General features: G+C 39.1%; 13 protein-coding genes. 11 read left to right on the top strand and 2 right to left on the bottom strand.

The annotated features are described in order from the left end of the window. The first annotated feature begins 64 nt into the window (after nt 1-64). The 3 genes from ACFO5T_RS02550 to hemF are packed head-to-tail and all read left to right on the top strand — an operon-like array spanning nt 65 to nt 3108. Nucleotides 65-1420: a TrkH family potassium uptake protein gene (locus ACFO5T_RS02550; protein ID WP_380031772.1), complete on the top strand. Its 1356-nt coding sequence runs from the start codon at nt 65-67 to the stop codon at nt 1418-1420. A gap of 1 nt (nt 1421) precedes the next feature. Continuing rightward, on the top strand, nt 1422-2180 hold the full coding sequence (locus ACFO5T_RS02545) for an EI24 domain-containing protein (RefSeq protein WP_380031770.1): 759 nt from the start codon (nt 1422-1424) through the stop codon (nt 2178-2180). A gap of 22 nt (nt 2181-2202) precedes the next feature. Then, complete coding sequence (gene hemF, locus ACFO5T_RS02540) at nt 2203-3108, top strand: oxygen-dependent coproporphyrinogen oxidase (RefSeq protein ID WP_380031768.1); 906 nt, start codon at nt 2203-2205, stop codon at nt 3106-3108. Between the two features lie 4 nt (nt 3109-3112). Here the strand turns inward: hemF and ACFO5T_RS02535 are convergent, their stop codons facing one another. Beyond that, nucleotides 3113-5773, bottom strand: coding sequence for a DEAD/DEAH box helicase family protein (locus ACFO5T_RS02535; RefSeq protein WP_380031766.1), 2661 nt, complete (start codon nt 5771-5773; stop codon nt 3113-3115). Nucleotides 5774-5893: 120 nt separating this feature from the next. Between ACFO5T_RS02535 and hemB the strand changes: the two genes are divergently transcribed. From hemB to ACFO5T_RS02520, 3 genes are all read left to right on the top strand, one after another. Further along, a complete protein-coding gene (gene hemB, locus ACFO5T_RS02530) occupies nt 5894-6877 on the top strand; it encodes a porphobilinogen synthase (protein WP_035326068.1) in 984 nt (327 codons plus the stop codon). Then, nucleotides 6877-7326 carry a DUF3291 domain-containing protein gene (locus ACFO5T_RS02525; RefSeq protein ID WP_380031764.1) on the top strand — a complete coding sequence of 150 codons (450 nt, stop codon included), beginning with the start codon at nt 6877-6879 and terminating at the stop codon, nt 7324-7326. Before hemB ends, ACFO5T_RS02525 begins: the two co-directional genes overlap by 1 nt. An 80-nt stretch (nt 7327-7406) precedes the next feature. Beyond that, nucleotides 7407-8510 carry a CNNM domain-containing protein gene (locus ACFO5T_RS02520; RefSeq protein ID WP_038598006.1) on the top strand — a complete coding sequence of 368 codons (1104 nt, stop codon included), beginning with the start codon at nt 7407-7409 and terminating at the stop codon, nt 8508-8510. Nucleotides 8511-8520: 10 nt separating this feature from the next. Here the strand turns inward: ACFO5T_RS02520 and ACFO5T_RS02515 are convergent, their stop codons facing one another. Continuing rightward, nucleotides 8521-10752, bottom strand: coding sequence for a tetratricopeptide repeat-containing hybrid sensor histidine kinase/response regulator (locus ACFO5T_RS02515; RefSeq protein WP_380031761.1), 2232 nt, complete (start codon nt 10750-10752; stop codon nt 8521-8523). Between the two features lie 75 nt (nt 10753-10827). On the opposite strand from ACFO5T_RS02515, the gene ACFO5T_RS02510 reads away from it, so the two are divergent. From ACFO5T_RS02510 to ACFO5T_RS02490, 5 genes are all read left to right on the top strand, one after another. Next, nucleotides 10828-11301, top strand: a complete 474-nt coding sequence (locus tag ACFO5T_RS02510) for a methylated-DNA--[protein]-cysteine S-methyltransferase (RefSeq protein ID WP_375252231.1) — start codon at nt 10828-10830, stop codon at nt 11299-11301. 79 nt (nt 11302-11380) lie between these two features. Beyond that, complete coding sequence (locus ACFO5T_RS02505; RefSeq protein ID WP_380031759.1) at nt 11381-12529, top strand: serine hydrolase domain-containing protein; 1149 nt, start codon at nt 11381-11383, stop codon at nt 12527-12529. Between the two features lie 52 nt (nt 12530-12581). After that, nucleotides 12582-14336 carry a DUF4153 domain-containing protein gene (locus ACFO5T_RS02500; RefSeq protein WP_380031757.1) on the top strand — a complete coding sequence of 585 codons (1755 nt, stop codon included), beginning with the start codon at nt 12582-12584 and terminating at the stop codon, nt 14334-14336. After that, the gene (locus ACFO5T_RS02495) at nt 14333-15049 is read left to right on the top strand and encodes a 3'-5' exonuclease (protein ID WP_035334986.1); all 717 of its coding nucleotides are present in this window, start codon (nt 14333-14335) and stop codon (nt 15047-15049) included. The genes ACFO5T_RS02500 and ACFO5T_RS02495 overlap by 4 nt, the downstream gene beginning before the upstream one ends. A gap of 13 nt (nt 15050-15062) precedes the next feature. Further along, nucleotides 15063-15260 carry a GldL-related protein gene (locus ACFO5T_RS02490; protein ID WP_375252228.1) on the top strand — a complete coding sequence of 66 codons (198 nt, stop codon included), beginning with the start codon at nt 15063-15065 and terminating at the stop codon, nt 15258-15260. Nucleotides 15261-15348 lie beyond the last annotated feature (88 nt).

Genomic DNA, 15348 nt, shown 5'->3' with positions numbered 1-15348 from the left:
ATTTAACCATATGTAAACAGGCTATGGAGGGCAAAACAAATACTTTTGAGTATAATTTCTAGCTATGAGAACATTCTACAATAAGCTGAGTTTACGATACACCGCACTTAAAAGGAGCTGGACGCCACAGCAAAATTTATTTTATGGTTTTCTCACCTATGTTTTAGTAGGAACTTTACTCCTGAGCTTGCCTTGGTTACAAAAGACGAGTGCCTCAATACTAGATCATCTATTCATTGCAACCTCTGCAGTGAGTACTACGGGGCTAGTTACGATGTCTATTTTTGACTCATATAACATAGGAGGACAATTTGTTATAATGATACTTTTCCAGCTGGGAGGTATAGGTTACTTGACCTTTACTACATTTATGCTGCTATCTACTACCCATAAAATAACACCCTGGCATAAAAGTATTCTCAATACAGAGTTTACATTACCCGTTACTATACGTATCAAAGACTTTTTAAAATCTGTAGTACTGTATACGGTAATTATGGAAGTTCTTGGTGCCATATTATTCTTTATTGCTTTTAAGTCAGATGGTATGGGAACGGGAGAGGCAATCTGGTCATCTGTTTTTCATAGTATAAGTGCTTTTTGTACCGCTGGTTTTAGTCTTTTTAATAGTGGATTTACACCTTACGTAGATAATGGACTCATAAACTTTACCATATCAATGCTCGCTATTTGCGGTTCCCTAGGTTTTATTGTGATTACAGACGTGGGCTTATGGATAAAAAACAGAACACACTCGCTTAGCTTTACAACAAAGATTGTCGCAATAGGTTCGCTTATACTTCTAGCTTTTGGATACTTATTTTTTTACTTCTTAGAGCCGTCCATCTCAAATTTGAGTGGATCAGCTCGAGTGAGTGCTGCATTTTTTCAATCTATGACCGCAATGACTACAGTAGGTTTTAATACTGTTGACTTTGGTACTTTTATATTACCTATGTTACTCGTAACTATATTTTTGATGTACATAGGCGCCTCTCCTTCTGGTACAGCTGGAGGTATGAAAATTACCACACTTACTGCCGTATTTGCCATAATGAAAAGCCGACTCAAAGGATCTAAAAACATCACCTTCTTAGGAAAACGCATTCCTTATGAGCGACTATACGTAGCAACATCATCTTTTATATTTTATACAACACTTATTTTTGTAGGGACGTTTATACTCACCTTCTCAGAAGGTTTTGATTTTGAAAATATTTTATTTGAAGTTGCCTCTGCACTTGGTACTGTGGGTGTGAGTACTGGGATTACTGGAGATTTAAGCAGTATAGGTAAGATTATTATCATAATCCTTATGTTTATAGGTCGACTAGGTGTACTTACCTTTGGCCTCGCCATTTGGTCAAAAGGAATCACAAAGGAAGATAGAGAAGTTCTCAAAGAAGATATAGCAGTATAATATGATAAAAGGCATCTTAAACGGATTACAAACGTATAAATCATCATTTGGGTTAATCTCAAAGCTTGGGCTTTGGAAGTATTTTGCCATCCCAATAGCTATAAGTCTTATTACTGCCTCAATGATTGCAGCAGCTGCCTGGGGTTTTTCTGATAATATAGGTCACTGGGTAGAGCAAATCTGGCCTTGGGAAACGGGAAGACACGCCTTCTTTATATTTGCAGAGATAGTAAGCGCACTACTCATTATCGCCATAGGTCTTATCTTGTATAAACACATTATAATGGCACTGAGCGCGCCATTTATGAGCCCTGTTTCAGAAAAAATAGAAGCTCACCTTAAAGGAGAAAATCACACCCATAGAGACACCTCAAACACCGAACAACTTATACGAGGCATACGCATAAACGTGCGTAACTTGGGACTAGAATTGCTTATCACACTACCTATCTTACTGCTCAATTTTATCCCAATTATAGGGAGTATTGCTGCCACTATTTTACTATTTCTTACACAAGCTTACTACGCAGGTTTTGGTAATATGGACTACACACTAGAACGTCATTTTAAGTATAGAGAAAGCGTAGATTTTGTAAAAAGAAACAAGGGCCAAGCCATAGGTAACGGTATTGTATTTATGCTGTTTCTTATCATCCCACTTGTGGGAATTATACTCGTTTTGCCCATATCTGTAACTGCAGCGACGGTACAAACCATAAAACTGCTTGACAAGGATCATCACACTAGCCTGACTGCATAGGTCACCACCTAAAAAATATATAATGAAAGAACAATTTGTAAACTACATACTCAATCTTCAAGATCAAATTACTAGCACACTAGAGCAACTAGATGGTAAGGCAAGCTTTCAAGAAGATAACTGGAAACGCCCAGAAGGTGGTGGTGGTCGTACACGCGTGATTGAAAACGGAAATATCTTTGAAAAAGGAGGTGTAAACACATCACAAGTGCACGGCGAGCTACCAGAGGCAATGCAAAAATACTTTGGCGTAGAAGATGCAAATTTCTTTGCCTGCGGCCTCTCTCTAGTGCTTCACCCTAAGAGCCCTATGGTTCCTACGGTGCACGCAAACTGGCGTTACTTTGAGATGTATGACAAAGAAGGAAACATTGTAGACCAATGGTTTGGTGGAGGGCAAGACCTCACTCCTTATTACCTTTTTGATGAAGACGCAACGCACTTTCACCAGACGTGTAAAATCGCTTGTGATGCACACGATGCCGACTTTTACCCAAAATACAAAGCACGTTGTGATGAGTATTTTTACAACACACACCGCAATGAAGGTCGCGGTATAGGAGGTTTATTTTTTGATTACTGCAAAGCTACCGAAGAGCGTTCTATGCAAGACTGGTACAACTTTGTGACCACTGTGGGCGACAGTTTCTTAGAGGCATACGTTCCTATTGTGGAGCGTAGGAAGGATACCGCTTTCGCGAAAGAACAAAAAGACTGGCAAGAGGTACGCCGAGGTCGTTACGTAGAATTTAACCTCGTACACGATAAAGGAACCCTTTTTGGTCTAAAAACCAATGGCCGCATTGAAAGCATCTTAATGAGCCTTCCTCCCGTAGTACAGTGGAAATATGATCACCACCCAGCACCTGGAAGCGAAGAAGAACGATTAATAAAAGTACTTCAGCAACCGAAAGAGTGGGTTTCTTAAGAACCTATCTCCATATAGCACTCGTCTTGGTTTTAAATCCGCCTTTGGTATTTAAGTAATGAAAACGTGCTTTTAAGAGTCGTTTTCTGCCTTCCCTAGTTCGTGTGAATGTGAGCGTTGCATTTTCTGAAATATAAATTCTCCAGAAGTTAAAAAAGAGCGAAGCATCTTTTTTATTTCCTGCAAAGAGTTCTGGTACGGGATAATAATTTGCAAAACCAAACTTGCGCTGCCACCATCCAGACTGCTCAATCATATAGCGTGCATTATCTATAGGCGTGAGAAGTTCTTCCATACACTTTACAAAAAGGATTTCTTCTTTGGCAGTAGCTCCTGTAAGAAAGCAAGAGACGGCACCATTAGGTAGATACTCTACACCTAGTTTTAGGGCTTCTAGCTGCGTGGTGATGTAGTACTGCTCTCGTAGGCTTTTAAGCACTACTTGCCCCATTTTATACACCAATTTATCTACACGTCCATATTTTAAGTACAACACGAGAGTTTTATAAGTCTTAGGCGCAAGTACCATTGCCGCTGTGCCTAGCACTGCATATATAAAAAAGCCCATTCCTCTAGAGAAGTAAGCTCCTGCATTATTAATAATAATCTCCGGTACGGTAATCGTGAGTAAGGCTCCCAGCTGTAGTACTCCATATTTTACAGCATCTTTATAATAAACGCTGTTTTTTTGTAATGGCTTGCCCTTAGGTTTAAAGTCTAGTTTCAGTTCGCGCACTAGCAGTTTTCCCGTACCTATAGCTTGCTCCCATCGCTGTTGTATCGCACCTCTATTTCCCGCAAGGGTACACATTTTACTATTTAATACTTCTTTTTCTAAAATAGTGGTGGGTAGAGCAAACCGCTCTGCGCCATTTTCTATAAAGGGAGTTCCCTCTAGTGATACACCACAAAAGGCATCAAAGCGTCTAGTTAATTTTATCACATCCTCACCACCACCATCTATAGTGGGATCTATACAAGCAAGATGCCATATAGAAGCCACCTTATCTGGATTACTAGGCTGTACTCGTATGGCTCTACCGCGCATCTGGTTAGACATTACAAAGGAACTCACGTAAGAGGCAAGTACTAATGTATTTATAGCCGGCGCATCCCAACCTTCTCCCAGTAATGCTGCTGTGCCTACTAGCACTTCTATATGGCCGTCTGTAAAAAGAGCCGTCATAAGGCTTACCATCTGGCTTTTCACCTTTTCTCTCGGGCGTACTATCACAAAGGCTGTTTCACCTAATGCGTCGTGCGTAAAATCATCACTATCTAAGGTCTCTGTAATTTGTGCTACCAGTGTTTTATGTACTATGATAATGGTACCTGTGAGTACGGCAAGTTTTTCTAGTTTATCCTTACCCTGCCACCTATCTGGATGTTGTTCAAGTGAGTATCGCAGATGGTGAAAGATAGGTATTACTCCCAGCTTATTTATTGTGTCAAGGGCCTCTGTAGGGGTGTCTATAAACTCCTTACGCACGTAATCTGTAAGTATAACTGCTCGTAGGTTTTCACCCATTTGAGCACTTTCAAAATCTATAATCTCTCGTATGCTCTTGAGCTTGTGAGGGCTTTGGGCTAGTGATTTATATAATTGCTGCTCGCCTTTAAAGTTTATACGCTTTTTATCAAAAGCACCTACCTTACGAAGTGTCTTCTCAACAGTAGCGAGTACCTCTTCGTCTTCATAATGATCTTCTCGGCCGTCTACTAGTAGCGGTTGCAATAACTTTTCTGCCCACTCTTGATTAAAGGTAGGAAGCTTTTCTTGGGTAAGGTCTACACCTAGTAAATCTATTTTTACCTTAGGGATTTTATACCCACGTGCATTAAGATAGACAAGAGAAGCAATATAAAAGTTAGGGTCTTTATAAATGATCTCAAGATGTTTTCCTGGTGTTTTATATACTGGGAGATTTATAATAAAACTGCCAAACTCACTATTTTCAACCAGCTCATCTATAACTGCTTTTGCCTTAACACGATAGTCTAAAATGTATTCTATTTGTGCAGCATCTGGCTCAGAAAAATAAATATAATCTTGGTGTGCACAGAGGTTTCCTTCTTTAACCAGCTCTGGCACGCTTATCTCAATATCTATGGGTCCACAAAGCTGAAAATACTTTGCTATCTCTGCTTGATCACTATCATATGGCGGTGTTGCCGTAAGTGCGGTAATGGTGCACTCTGGCAGTTCTTTAAGTGCAAAAAGTGGTTTCCACCACTCGTTTTTGAGGTGATGAGCTTCGTCTAGTACGATGTTTTTTATTCCCGCTTGCGCGAAAAAGTTAAGCACACGTTCCCTATCTCCTTCCATTTCATTTTTGGCAAATGCGTGTAATGATTGATAGGTTGCAAAGGTGATGTGTGCAGGTTTTTTTATATTTCGCGAAAGCGGAATAGTACATTTTTCTTGCTCGATAAAGCACTCAAACATACGCTCCTCCCACTGGTTGCGTATCGTGATCGTAGGTGCGAGCACAAGCGTACACTTATCTACACGCCGCATCATCTCAAGACCAAGCACAGTTTTTCCCGAGCCTGGTGGGGCAACTACGTGCAAGTGATCATCTGCAATGTGATCTTGAAAATCTTTTAAAAATCGCTCCTGATAGGTGCGCCAGGGATAAATAAATTGAAAGGCTTCTTTGAGCAAAGGAAGGCGATGTTTAAATTGGTAAATTTGTAATGCAAAATACGAGGTTTAGATAGATATTGAAACCAGATTTATTTAAAATCACACACCTATTTACCTCAACACATAGAAGATAGAACGATGCTTATAAGAAACCGAAGACTACGTAGCAGTGAGGCTATGCGCTCACTAGTAAGAGAGACCTATATCACTCCAAATGATTTTCTTGTACCGCTTTTTGTGGTAGAAGGAAAAGGTGTAAAGCAAGAGATAGACTCTATGCCAGATTATTATCGCTACAGTCTTGACTTACTTACTAAGGAGGTAAAAGAGCTCTGGGCAATGGGACTTAAAGCCGTACTTCTGTTTGTAAAAGTACCAGATAACTTAAAAGACAACTCTGGTACCGAAGCGCTTAATGCAGACGGCCTAATGCAACGTGCTATAAAAACCGTAAAAGACGCCTGTCCAGATATGCTGGTTATGACAGATGTTGCACTAGATCCTTACTCAAAATTTGGCCACGATGGTGTGGTAGGTAATGGTGAGATTGTAAATGATGATACCACAGCTATACTTGCCGAGATGGGATTGAGTCACGCTCGTGCAGGAGCAGATGTACTTGCACCAAGCGATATGATGGATGGCCGCATTTTTGAAATGCGCACCCTGCTAGAAGACGAAGGTTTTTATAACACTGGTATTATGAGTTATAGTGCAAAGTATGCAAGCTCTTTTTATGGCCCTTTTCGTGATGCTCTAGACAGCGCACCAGTAGACTTAAAAGATATTCCAAAAGATAAAAAAACCTACCAGATGGACTTTGCAAATCGTGACGAAGCGATTAAAGAAACCCTGATGGATATAGAAGAAGGTGCAGATATCGTGATGGTAAAACCAGGACTATGTTACCTAGATATTGTACGTGATTTACGAGAAGTTGTAAATGTACCGATAGCCGTCTATCAAGTAAGTGGTGAGTATGCAATGCTCAAAGCCGCTGCCGAAAAAGGATGGCTAGATCACGATAGCGTGATGATGGAACAAATCACAGCTATAAAAAGAGCAGGAGCACAAGTAATAGCTAGCTACTTTGCAAAAGATGTGGTAAAGTTACTCGGGTAATGGTATATCACCTTGCACAGCTCAATGTAGCCCGTATGAAGGGTGTCTCTATAGAAGATCCAGAGATGAAGGACTTTAGAGATAATACAGACCGTGTAAATGAGCTAGCCGAGAGTTCGCCAGGGTTTATATGGCGTGACATTATAGATACCGAAGCCGCACCCGCTCCTAATGCGCTTAACGATGAACAGGTGCTTATTAATTTTTCTGTGTGGGAAGATGTGGCGTCACTAAGAGAATTCACCTATAAAACCTTTCATAGTGCGATTATGAAACGCCAGAAAGAGTGGTTTCAAAAATACGGAACAGCACACTACGTACTCTGGTGGATTAAGGCAGGCACAACACCTACAGCACAAGAAGGACTAGAGAAGCTCGAGTTCTTACAAAAGCACGGCGCAAGCAAAGAAGCATTTACTTTTAAAGAGGTTTATGAGAAGTATGAGTAAAATTACGCTTTCGCGAAAGCGTAAAAGCACTTCTACTATACTCTCTTTTTCCATACATTTACATAAATAGCAAACTAACTATGGGTCAACTTTTACTTTGGGCAACGATTTCGATATTTTTTTCATTCTTGTGTTCTATACTTGAAGCTGTACTTCTAAGCGTGACACCTACGTTTATAAACATCAAGAAAAACGAAGGAAAAGCCTACGCCGAAACTCTTGAAGAACTTAAAAAAGATGTAGATAAACCGCTTATTGCAATCCTAACCTTAAACACACTTGCACACACCGTAGGTGCAATGATGGTAGGTACTGTAGCTGCAGATTTATACCCAGAGTTTGTTATCAACTTAGGTTTTACAGAGATTAATTTTCTTGGTTTTGTCTCTGCAATAATGACCTTACTTATCTTAATTGCTAGTGAGATAATACCTAAAACAATAGGCGCAAAATTTTGGAAATCTCTAGCAAACTTCTCTGCAAAGACACTTAAGATAATGGTGTTACTTTTAAAGTACACAGGAGTATTATGGTTACTACAACTTTTTACTCGTATGGTAGGTGGCGGTGGTCATCACGAGAGTGTGCTAAGCCGTGAGGACTTTACTGCAATGGCACAAATGGCGGGTGAAGATGGCGTTTTTGAAGAAAGTGAATCTAAAATTCTTAATAACCTTCTTACCTTTAAAGAGGTACTTACTAAAGATATTATGACGCCACGTACGGTTATTAAAATGGCAGATGCAAACACAACCGTTGCAGACTTTTTTGAAGAAAACCAATCGCTGCGTTTTTCTAGAATTCCAATTTTTGAAGGAACACGTGATCACATCACTGGTATTGTTTTAAAGAGCGAGGTTTACCGTGAGATGGCACTAGATAATCACACAACAACTCTTAAAGAGATAGAACGTCCTATTTTAATAACAAAACGTAATTTGCCTATACCAGATCTTTTTGAAGAACTTATTTCTACAAAAAATCACATTGCCCTTGTGGTAGATGAGTATGGTACTATGAGTGGTCTGGTCACAATGGAAGATGTTATAGAAACTCTTCTTGGACTAGAAATTATGGATGAAAGCGATAGTGTAGCAGACTTACAAACGCTAGCCCGTCGCAACTGGCAAAAAAGAGCCAAAGCTCTAGGCCTTTATGACGAAAATAGCCCTAAAAGTGAGTAAACGCGCCATTTTATGCGGTTACGATATGCTTGTTTTTAATATTACGTACTAGCACGCTTAAAAACAGGGATACATCATAGGGTTTTACGAGAATGTCATCCATTCCTGCTTTATAGATTTTATGTCTTATCTCTTGTATCTCTACCGCTGTTAAGGCAACTATAGGTGTAGAATTATCAAATGTTCTAATTTCTTTTGTGGCCTGTATACCGTCTTTTTTAGGCATATGGATATCCATAAGTATAAGGCTATATTCTTGTTTTTTTGCCATCTCTACGGCCTCTTCACCATCACTGGCTAGACTACACAATAAACCTTTGCTCTCAAGAAGTTTTTGAGTGATTTTTTGGTTAATACGGTTATCATCTACCACAAGAATATGAGCATCTTGTAGCGTGTGTACGCTCTCTGTCTCTAACAGCTTATTTGATGTAATAACTTGACGAGGTAACGCTGTGCTCTTAGGTTTTTCAAATTTTATGACAAATGAGAAGGTTGCTCCTTGCCCCTCATCACTTTCTAGTACAACCTCACTGTTATATAATGCGAGTAGCTTTTTTACAATAGGCAAACCTAAGCCTGTACCTTGGTAATTATAATTTTTATTCTCAATCTGAGTAAACTCTTCAAAAATAGTTGCCTGACTGCTTTTGGGGATTCCTATACCATCATCTTTTACTACAAACAAGATGCTATGACTCCCATCATTTGTGCGAGCTTGCTGATGTATATTTACCCAGATATTGCCATTTTCATTAAACTTTATGGCATTACCTATAAGGTTCATTAGTATTTGAGAAAGCCTTACAGAATCACCTTGAAGCTCGTTAGGCACCTCTGGGTCAATATGTAAATGAAGTTTATTGTTGTTTTGCTCAAGGCTAAACTCGAATGAGCGTGTAATGCTATGTAATAAAGTAGTGAGTTTAAAAGGTGCGTACTCAAGTTTTATATCTTTTGCCTCCATCTTACTCATAAGGAGCACATCATTTATGAGAGCAAGTAAATAATCTGCCGAAAACTTAAGCGACTTTAAGTCATCACGATGGGTCTTAATTTTTTTATCCTCTAGTAAGATGGTTGCTATACCTATTACTCCATAAAGCGGTGTGCGTAACTCGTGGCTTATGGTAGAAAAAAATTGTGTTTTGAGCTTAGAGAGCTGTTCGGCTTCGTTTTTTGCTTTTGTAAGTTCTATGTTTTTTTCGCGTAAGCGATCACTATAGTTTTTACGGGATTTATACATCGTGAAAATGATAAAAAGCCCTAAAAACAATAAGGAGGAAGCCACAATGAGGACTGTATTTGCCTTGCGAGAACTTGCTGCGAGTATATCTGTAAGGCTTTTTTCTTTTTTGGTAATTTCTAGTTCGCGCTTATTCGCTCTATAATCAAACTGAGCACTTGCTTGTCTTATTTCTTGCTGCGTTTGTATTTTGTACAGTTGGTTTGCCAGTAATAATTGCCTTTGTGAGTGGTAATAGGCAGCCTCAAATTTTTTATCTTTTTCATAGAGTCTTGCTATTTGATGCTGTGCCTCCTCCTCTTCGGCAATGAGCTCTTGCTCAAAAGAAATATCTATGGCTTCTAGCAAAGCTTCTTCGGCTAGGGTGCTTTTGTCTTTGGCTATGTAGTACTTCCCGAGTAACGTAAGTATTTGCGCTCTGGGTTTATAATTTTGAGTATCCCTAAGGCTCATCATTTTTGCTTCCATAAGCGCAGGATACGCCTTTGCAATATTATCTTGAGCGAGATGCATACGGCTTAAGTCTATATACGACTGTAGTGCCATATCTCTCAAGTTGAGCTTTGTATATGCATCTATACTTTTTTTAAATAGAGCTGTTGCCCTTTCTTCAAATTCGGGGTAAATACTATAGGTCTTACCTAGATTGCTGTGAGAAATAGCAAGTAACGTGTCGTTTTTTGACTTCTGTGCCATTGTTAAAGCTCGTTCAAAAGCTTCGTGAGCACTAGGTGTATCTTTGAGTGTGAGATAAATGTCGCCTAGTAAAGTGTACCCTTGAAATTGCACTTTTACATCTTCTTCTACCAGCGGAGAGTTAAGTAATGTATCTAGCGTTTTAATGGCGCTGGTATATTCCTTTCTTTTATGCTGCTCTTGAGCCACATCTATTGTATACACACTACCTTCGTCTAGAACAAGTGCATTATCTTGCCCATAGACTAGATGGCTAGATAATAGTATAATAGGGATTATAAACAATATCAATAGACGCATACACCTGCCTTTAACTGTCAAATGTACTGACTTACAGCACAATATACAACATACTTAATCCCTATATTTGAAACTATGGAAGCAGCTATTATATCAACACCTCTAGGTTTATTATTATTAAAAGGAAGCCAAGAAGGACTTTGTGCTGCTACCTTTATTGAAGAAGAAGAAGCGATTACAAAAGCAATTCCAGTCGCTCTTCAAGAGGCTGTAAAACAACTTAAAGAATACTTTGCAGGAGAGCGGAGTCATTTTGACCTCTCTCTTACCCCTAAGGGTACTACTTTTCAGCAAAAGGTCTGGATGGAACTTTGCACCATCCCTCACGGCAAGACTACGACCTATCTCGCTATGGCAAAACAACTGGGTGACCCTAAGGTAATACGTGCAGCAGCCAGTGCAAATGGTAAAAATCCTATTTCTATCATCATTCCTTGTCACAGGGTAATAGGCAGTGATGGCTCTCTCACGGGCTATGCTGGAGGACTACACCGCAAGAAGTGGCTCTTAGAACACGAGAGTCCCGTGACGCAAGGTTCTTTATTTTAACTTAGGCTTTTATTAATAGGAGAGTAACGCTTTCGCGAAAGCAAAAAAATAATACTTTTAAAATATCAATCTTTACAAAATGAGGTATCTGAAAAATTTTTTTAAAGGCTTACTTTTTTTTATTGCTATCATTATAGCGGCTCTTTACATCACAGACTATGACTACATTTTAAAAGGTGTGCGCGTGGTATATATGACTGGCCATACTACGGCTTTTATAGACGACTATGATTATTTTGATAACGCAACTATTGAACCTAGCACCCCACAGACCTGGCCAAAGCATAAGCAATATAACAACGTTGTACCTACAGAGCGTCTATCTTCTGTTAATAGTGAGCTTGAGACTATTGCCTTTTTAATTATTAAAAATGATAGTATTTTATATGAAGACTATGCCACGGGCTATAGCGAGAAAAGCAAGACTAACTCCTTCTCTATGGCAAAGAGTATAACCAGCGCGTTGCTAGGTAAGGCCATACAAGACGGCTATATAAAATCACTAGATCAACCGGTGAGTGATTTTTTTATAGAATTTGCTGGTTCTGGTATGACTGTGGGAGATCTCTCCTCTATGGCATCTGGTCTTAACTGGGATGAGAGTTACTCTAGCCCCTTTAGCCTCACAGCGCGATCTTATTATGATGATGACCTTGCCGAAACTATTTTAAATCTCAAGGTTACAGAGCAACCTGGTCAATCTTTTAAATATCTCTCTGGCAACACACAATTGCTAGGTATGGTGATACAGAAATCTAGTGGCATACCGCTCCCGCAATACCTATCAGACAGCTTCTGGAAACCTATGGGTATGGAGCAAGAAGCACTATGGCAGCTAGATGATGATAATAACAAGCTTGCAAAAACCTATTGCTGTGTAGCAAGTAATGCTAGAGACTTTGCCCGTTTTGGGAAACTCTATAAAGATGGTGGCTCTTGGAATGGCAAAAGATTACTTCCCGAAGATTTTGTGACAACCAGCATACAACCACGTTTTGCTGAAGATACAGAGTATGGATACGGCTTCTGGCTAAGTAACTATCGCGATAAAAAAATATTTGCAATGCGAGGTATACTAGGGCAATATGTAATTACCATACCAGAAGACAATCTTATCATTGTAAGACTAGGGCACCATCGTGGTGACTGGGTAGAAGGAAAACCCTTTACTCAAGACTTTTATGATTACATAGACGCAGGGTATGAAATGACCCAAAACGTTGATTAGTATGGAGTTCTATTAATTTATTGTATTTTTCAATACATTCAATCATCAATCAATGCGATTATTTTCCCCTTCAGAATTTATGATTAAAGCACTCGCTGCTTTTAAGAGATTTCCGGTGACACTCATCTGGGTTATATTATTTACACTACTGCTAGTTGTACTTGCAGAAAGAGATATAGATGACATTTTTGAAACCTATAACAACATCTCACTAACAGCGGTATTAGGTGTGAGCTGGCTTATAGGAACTCAGTTTTACATTGAGCAGTTTAAAAGAAAAGGACTCTGGTGGATTAAGGTTATTATCATATTACTCCTTGTTGCATTCTATTTTACATTACCTGACTATGACTTTAAAAATAATAATGAGACCCCATATATAAGGTGGTTTGTACTACTTATAGTAGGTCATCTAGCGCTACTCTTTGCTCCTTTTATTACTGTATGGCATCCTAAAGCCTACTGGAATTATCTGGCAGATATGCTTATGGCAATCGCTAGGAGTGCCTTGTTTTCTGGAGTGTTTTATTTAGGTATTGTACTTGCGTTGCTAGCCATAGAGTACCTTTTTGATGTGAAAATAAATGGTAGGCGCTACTTCCAGTTATTCCTCCTGTGTTTAGGAATCATAAATACGTGGGTATACCTTTCAGATTTTCCTAAAGAGATACAACATAACATACATCTACACTTTCATAAAGCTATTGAAGTCTTCGTAAAGTTTATACTCATACCGCTTGCCGCTCTCTATATCACGATACTGTATGCCTATGCTCTTAAAATCTGTATACAGTGGGAATTACCTAAGGGCTGGGTGAGCTACCTTATTATCGCACTTGCTGGGCTTCTATTTATCATTCAGTTTATTATTCACCCATTAAAAGCAACTCATATCTCTAGGGTCTTTAAAAACTTTCAGCCGCTAGCATATTGGTTATTACTACCCCTGCTCATCTTGTTTTATGCTGCGATTTATAAAAGAGTATCAGATTACGGCATCACAGAGCCGCGATATTTTCTTATAGTAATCGCAATTTTTATAACAGGCGCTACGCTTTATTTACTCTTCAGTCGCAAGCAGCAGCTTCGGTTTTTACCTATCGCTCTTGCGGTTATGGGTTTATTGAGCACTTTTGGGTTTTGGGGAGCCTTCTCTGTGAGTAAACGCAGCCAGATGGATGAATTTGAAAAGATGTATACCGCTTTCGAGAAAGCAGAAAATAAAGAAAACTCAGACCCTATAGCTTATAGAAGATTTTCATCTATCACAAGCTACCTCGTAGTACACGATGCCGCAGAAGATCTAAAACCCATCATAGGTTACAACCCGGTAGAAAAACATACCGATGTAAACACCTGGAAGTTGTCTAACTATATTTTAAAAGACTTAGGGTATAAAATGACGGCTAGTGATATAGAGAAAAAACGCGTACACTTTAACAACGCCTCTAGTGCAGCATATAATATACGTGGCTATGACTGGAAGCAAGACTTTCACTTTAACCTCAACGGTCAGTCAGAATATATAGAAGAAGGCTTTTCTATGATGCTTAATGGGAAAGAAATTCTTATCACAACACAAGACAGCACAGCACTCACGATACCCACACAGGCATTTTTAAAACAACTAGAAAGTGAGGATATAAATAAACCCATTAACGACCGAGATAAACTTACACTCCGTAAAACAAATGGTCTTGTGGATGTAAAAATAATATTCAACTCCATAAATTTAAAGGTTGATGGTGGTGGTCAACGCGTTATAAATTATGCGAGTGGCAGCGTACTTTTAAAAGTAAAAAAATGATACAAAGGCTTCAACTAGAACATATCCTTTTTTTGGATATTGAGACAGTACCTCAACATCCAGATTTTTCTGATCTAGACGATGTAGAAAAGGCACTTTATGCAGATAAAACAAGATACCTACGCAAGGATGAGTTTACACCAGAAGACTATTACGAGCGTGCCGGCATCTGGGCAGAATTTGGAAAAATAGTGTGTATCTCTGTAGGCTATTTTAATACCAGTACAGATGGAAAACGCTTTAGAACCACCTCCTTTTTTGGTGATGATGAGACCAAGCTACTTAATGAGTTTAAAAACCTACTTGAAGATCATTTTAACCGCCGTGAGCACTTACTCTGTGCGCATAATGGTAAAGAGTTTGACTTCCCGTATATCGCGCGACGTATGATTATAAATGGAGTTACGCTACCACAAAAGCTTAATCTTTTTGGTAAAAAACCTTGGGAGATACCTCATATAGACACCCTAGATTTATGGAAGTTTGGAGACTACAAGCACTACACCTCTCTCAAGCTTATGACCAAAATTTTGGGAATCCCTTCTCCAAAAGATGATATAGACGGCAGCCAAGTGCGACAGGTATATTATGAAGAAAATGACATAGACCGCATAGTCGTATATTGTGAGAAAGACACCGTTGCCGTGGCTCAAATTTTACTCAAGCTACGCAACGAGCGCTTGCTAGATGAAGATGAAATAATATCGGTTTAAAAAATCCATAGTTATGAAAGTAAAACATATACTCGCTCTTTTTATTTTAGGGTTAATCTGTACTGTTCTAGGCGCATTATTTAAAATTATGCACTGGCCAGGAGCCCCAGAATTATTAACCGCTGGGACCTTCTTACAAGTTATCGCTGGCTTTTTGGGCATCTGGAAACTCTTTACTAACAAAGGGTTTAAGAACTTCTTAAATAAATAGTATTGCTTTATTTACGCTTTCGCGAAAGCATAATAACAACAAAAAAAAATCCCGACCTCATCTGAAGTCGGGATTTCTTATGTTTATA

Origin of the sequence: Dokdonia genika (assembly GCF_042652845.1) — a bacterium.
GTDB classification, from domain to species: Bacteria; Bacteroidota; Bacteroidia; order Flavobacteriales; family Flavobacteriaceae; genus Dokdonia; species Dokdonia donghaensis.
Note: the sequence above shows the minus strand (reverse complement) of the source record. Positions and strands in the feature narration are given on the sequence as shown.

Coding starts and splice junctions, on each gene's coding strand:
- ACFO5T_RS02550 (WP_380031772.1), top strand. CDS start 65: ATGAGAACATTCTACAATAAGCTGAGTTTACGATACACCGCACTTAAA.
- ACFO5T_RS02545 (WP_380031770.1), top strand. CDS start 1,422: ATGATAAAAGGCATCTTAAACGGATTACAAACGTATAAATCATCATTT.
- hemF (WP_380031768.1), top strand. CDS start 2,203: ATGAAAGAACAATTTGTAAACTACATACTCAATCTTCAAGATCAAATT.
- hemB (WP_035326068.1), top strand. CDS start 5,894: ATGCTTATAAGAAACCGAAGACTACGTAGCAGTGAGGCTATGCGCTCA.
- ACFO5T_RS02525 (WP_380031764.1), top strand. CDS start 6,877: ATGGTATATCACCTTGCACAGCTCAATGTAGCCCGTATGAAGGGTGTC.
- ACFO5T_RS02520 (WP_038598006.1), top strand. CDS start 7,407: ATGGGTCAACTTTTACTTTGGGCAACGATTTCGATATTTTTTTCATTC.
- ACFO5T_RS02515 (WP_380031761.1), bottom strand. CDS start 10,752: ATGCGTCTATTGATATTGTTTATAATCCCTATTATACTATTATCTAGC.
- ACFO5T_RS02510 (WP_375252231.1), top strand. CDS start 10,828: ATGGAAGCAGCTATTATATCAACACCTCTAGGTTTATTATTATTAAAA.
- ACFO5T_RS02505 (WP_380031759.1), top strand. CDS start 11,381: ATGAGGTATCTGAAAAATTTTTTTAAAGGCTTACTTTTTTTTATTGCT.
- ACFO5T_RS02500 (WP_380031757.1), top strand. CDS start 12,582: ATGCGATTATTTTCCCCTTCAGAATTTATGATTAAAGCACTCGCTGCT.
- ACFO5T_RS02495 (WP_035334986.1), top strand. CDS start 14,333: ATGATACAAAGGCTTCAACTAGAACATATCCTTTTTTTGGATATTGAG.
- ACFO5T_RS02490 (WP_375252228.1), top strand. CDS start 15,063: ATGAAAGTAAAACATATACTCGCTCTTTTTATTTTAGGGTTAATCTGT.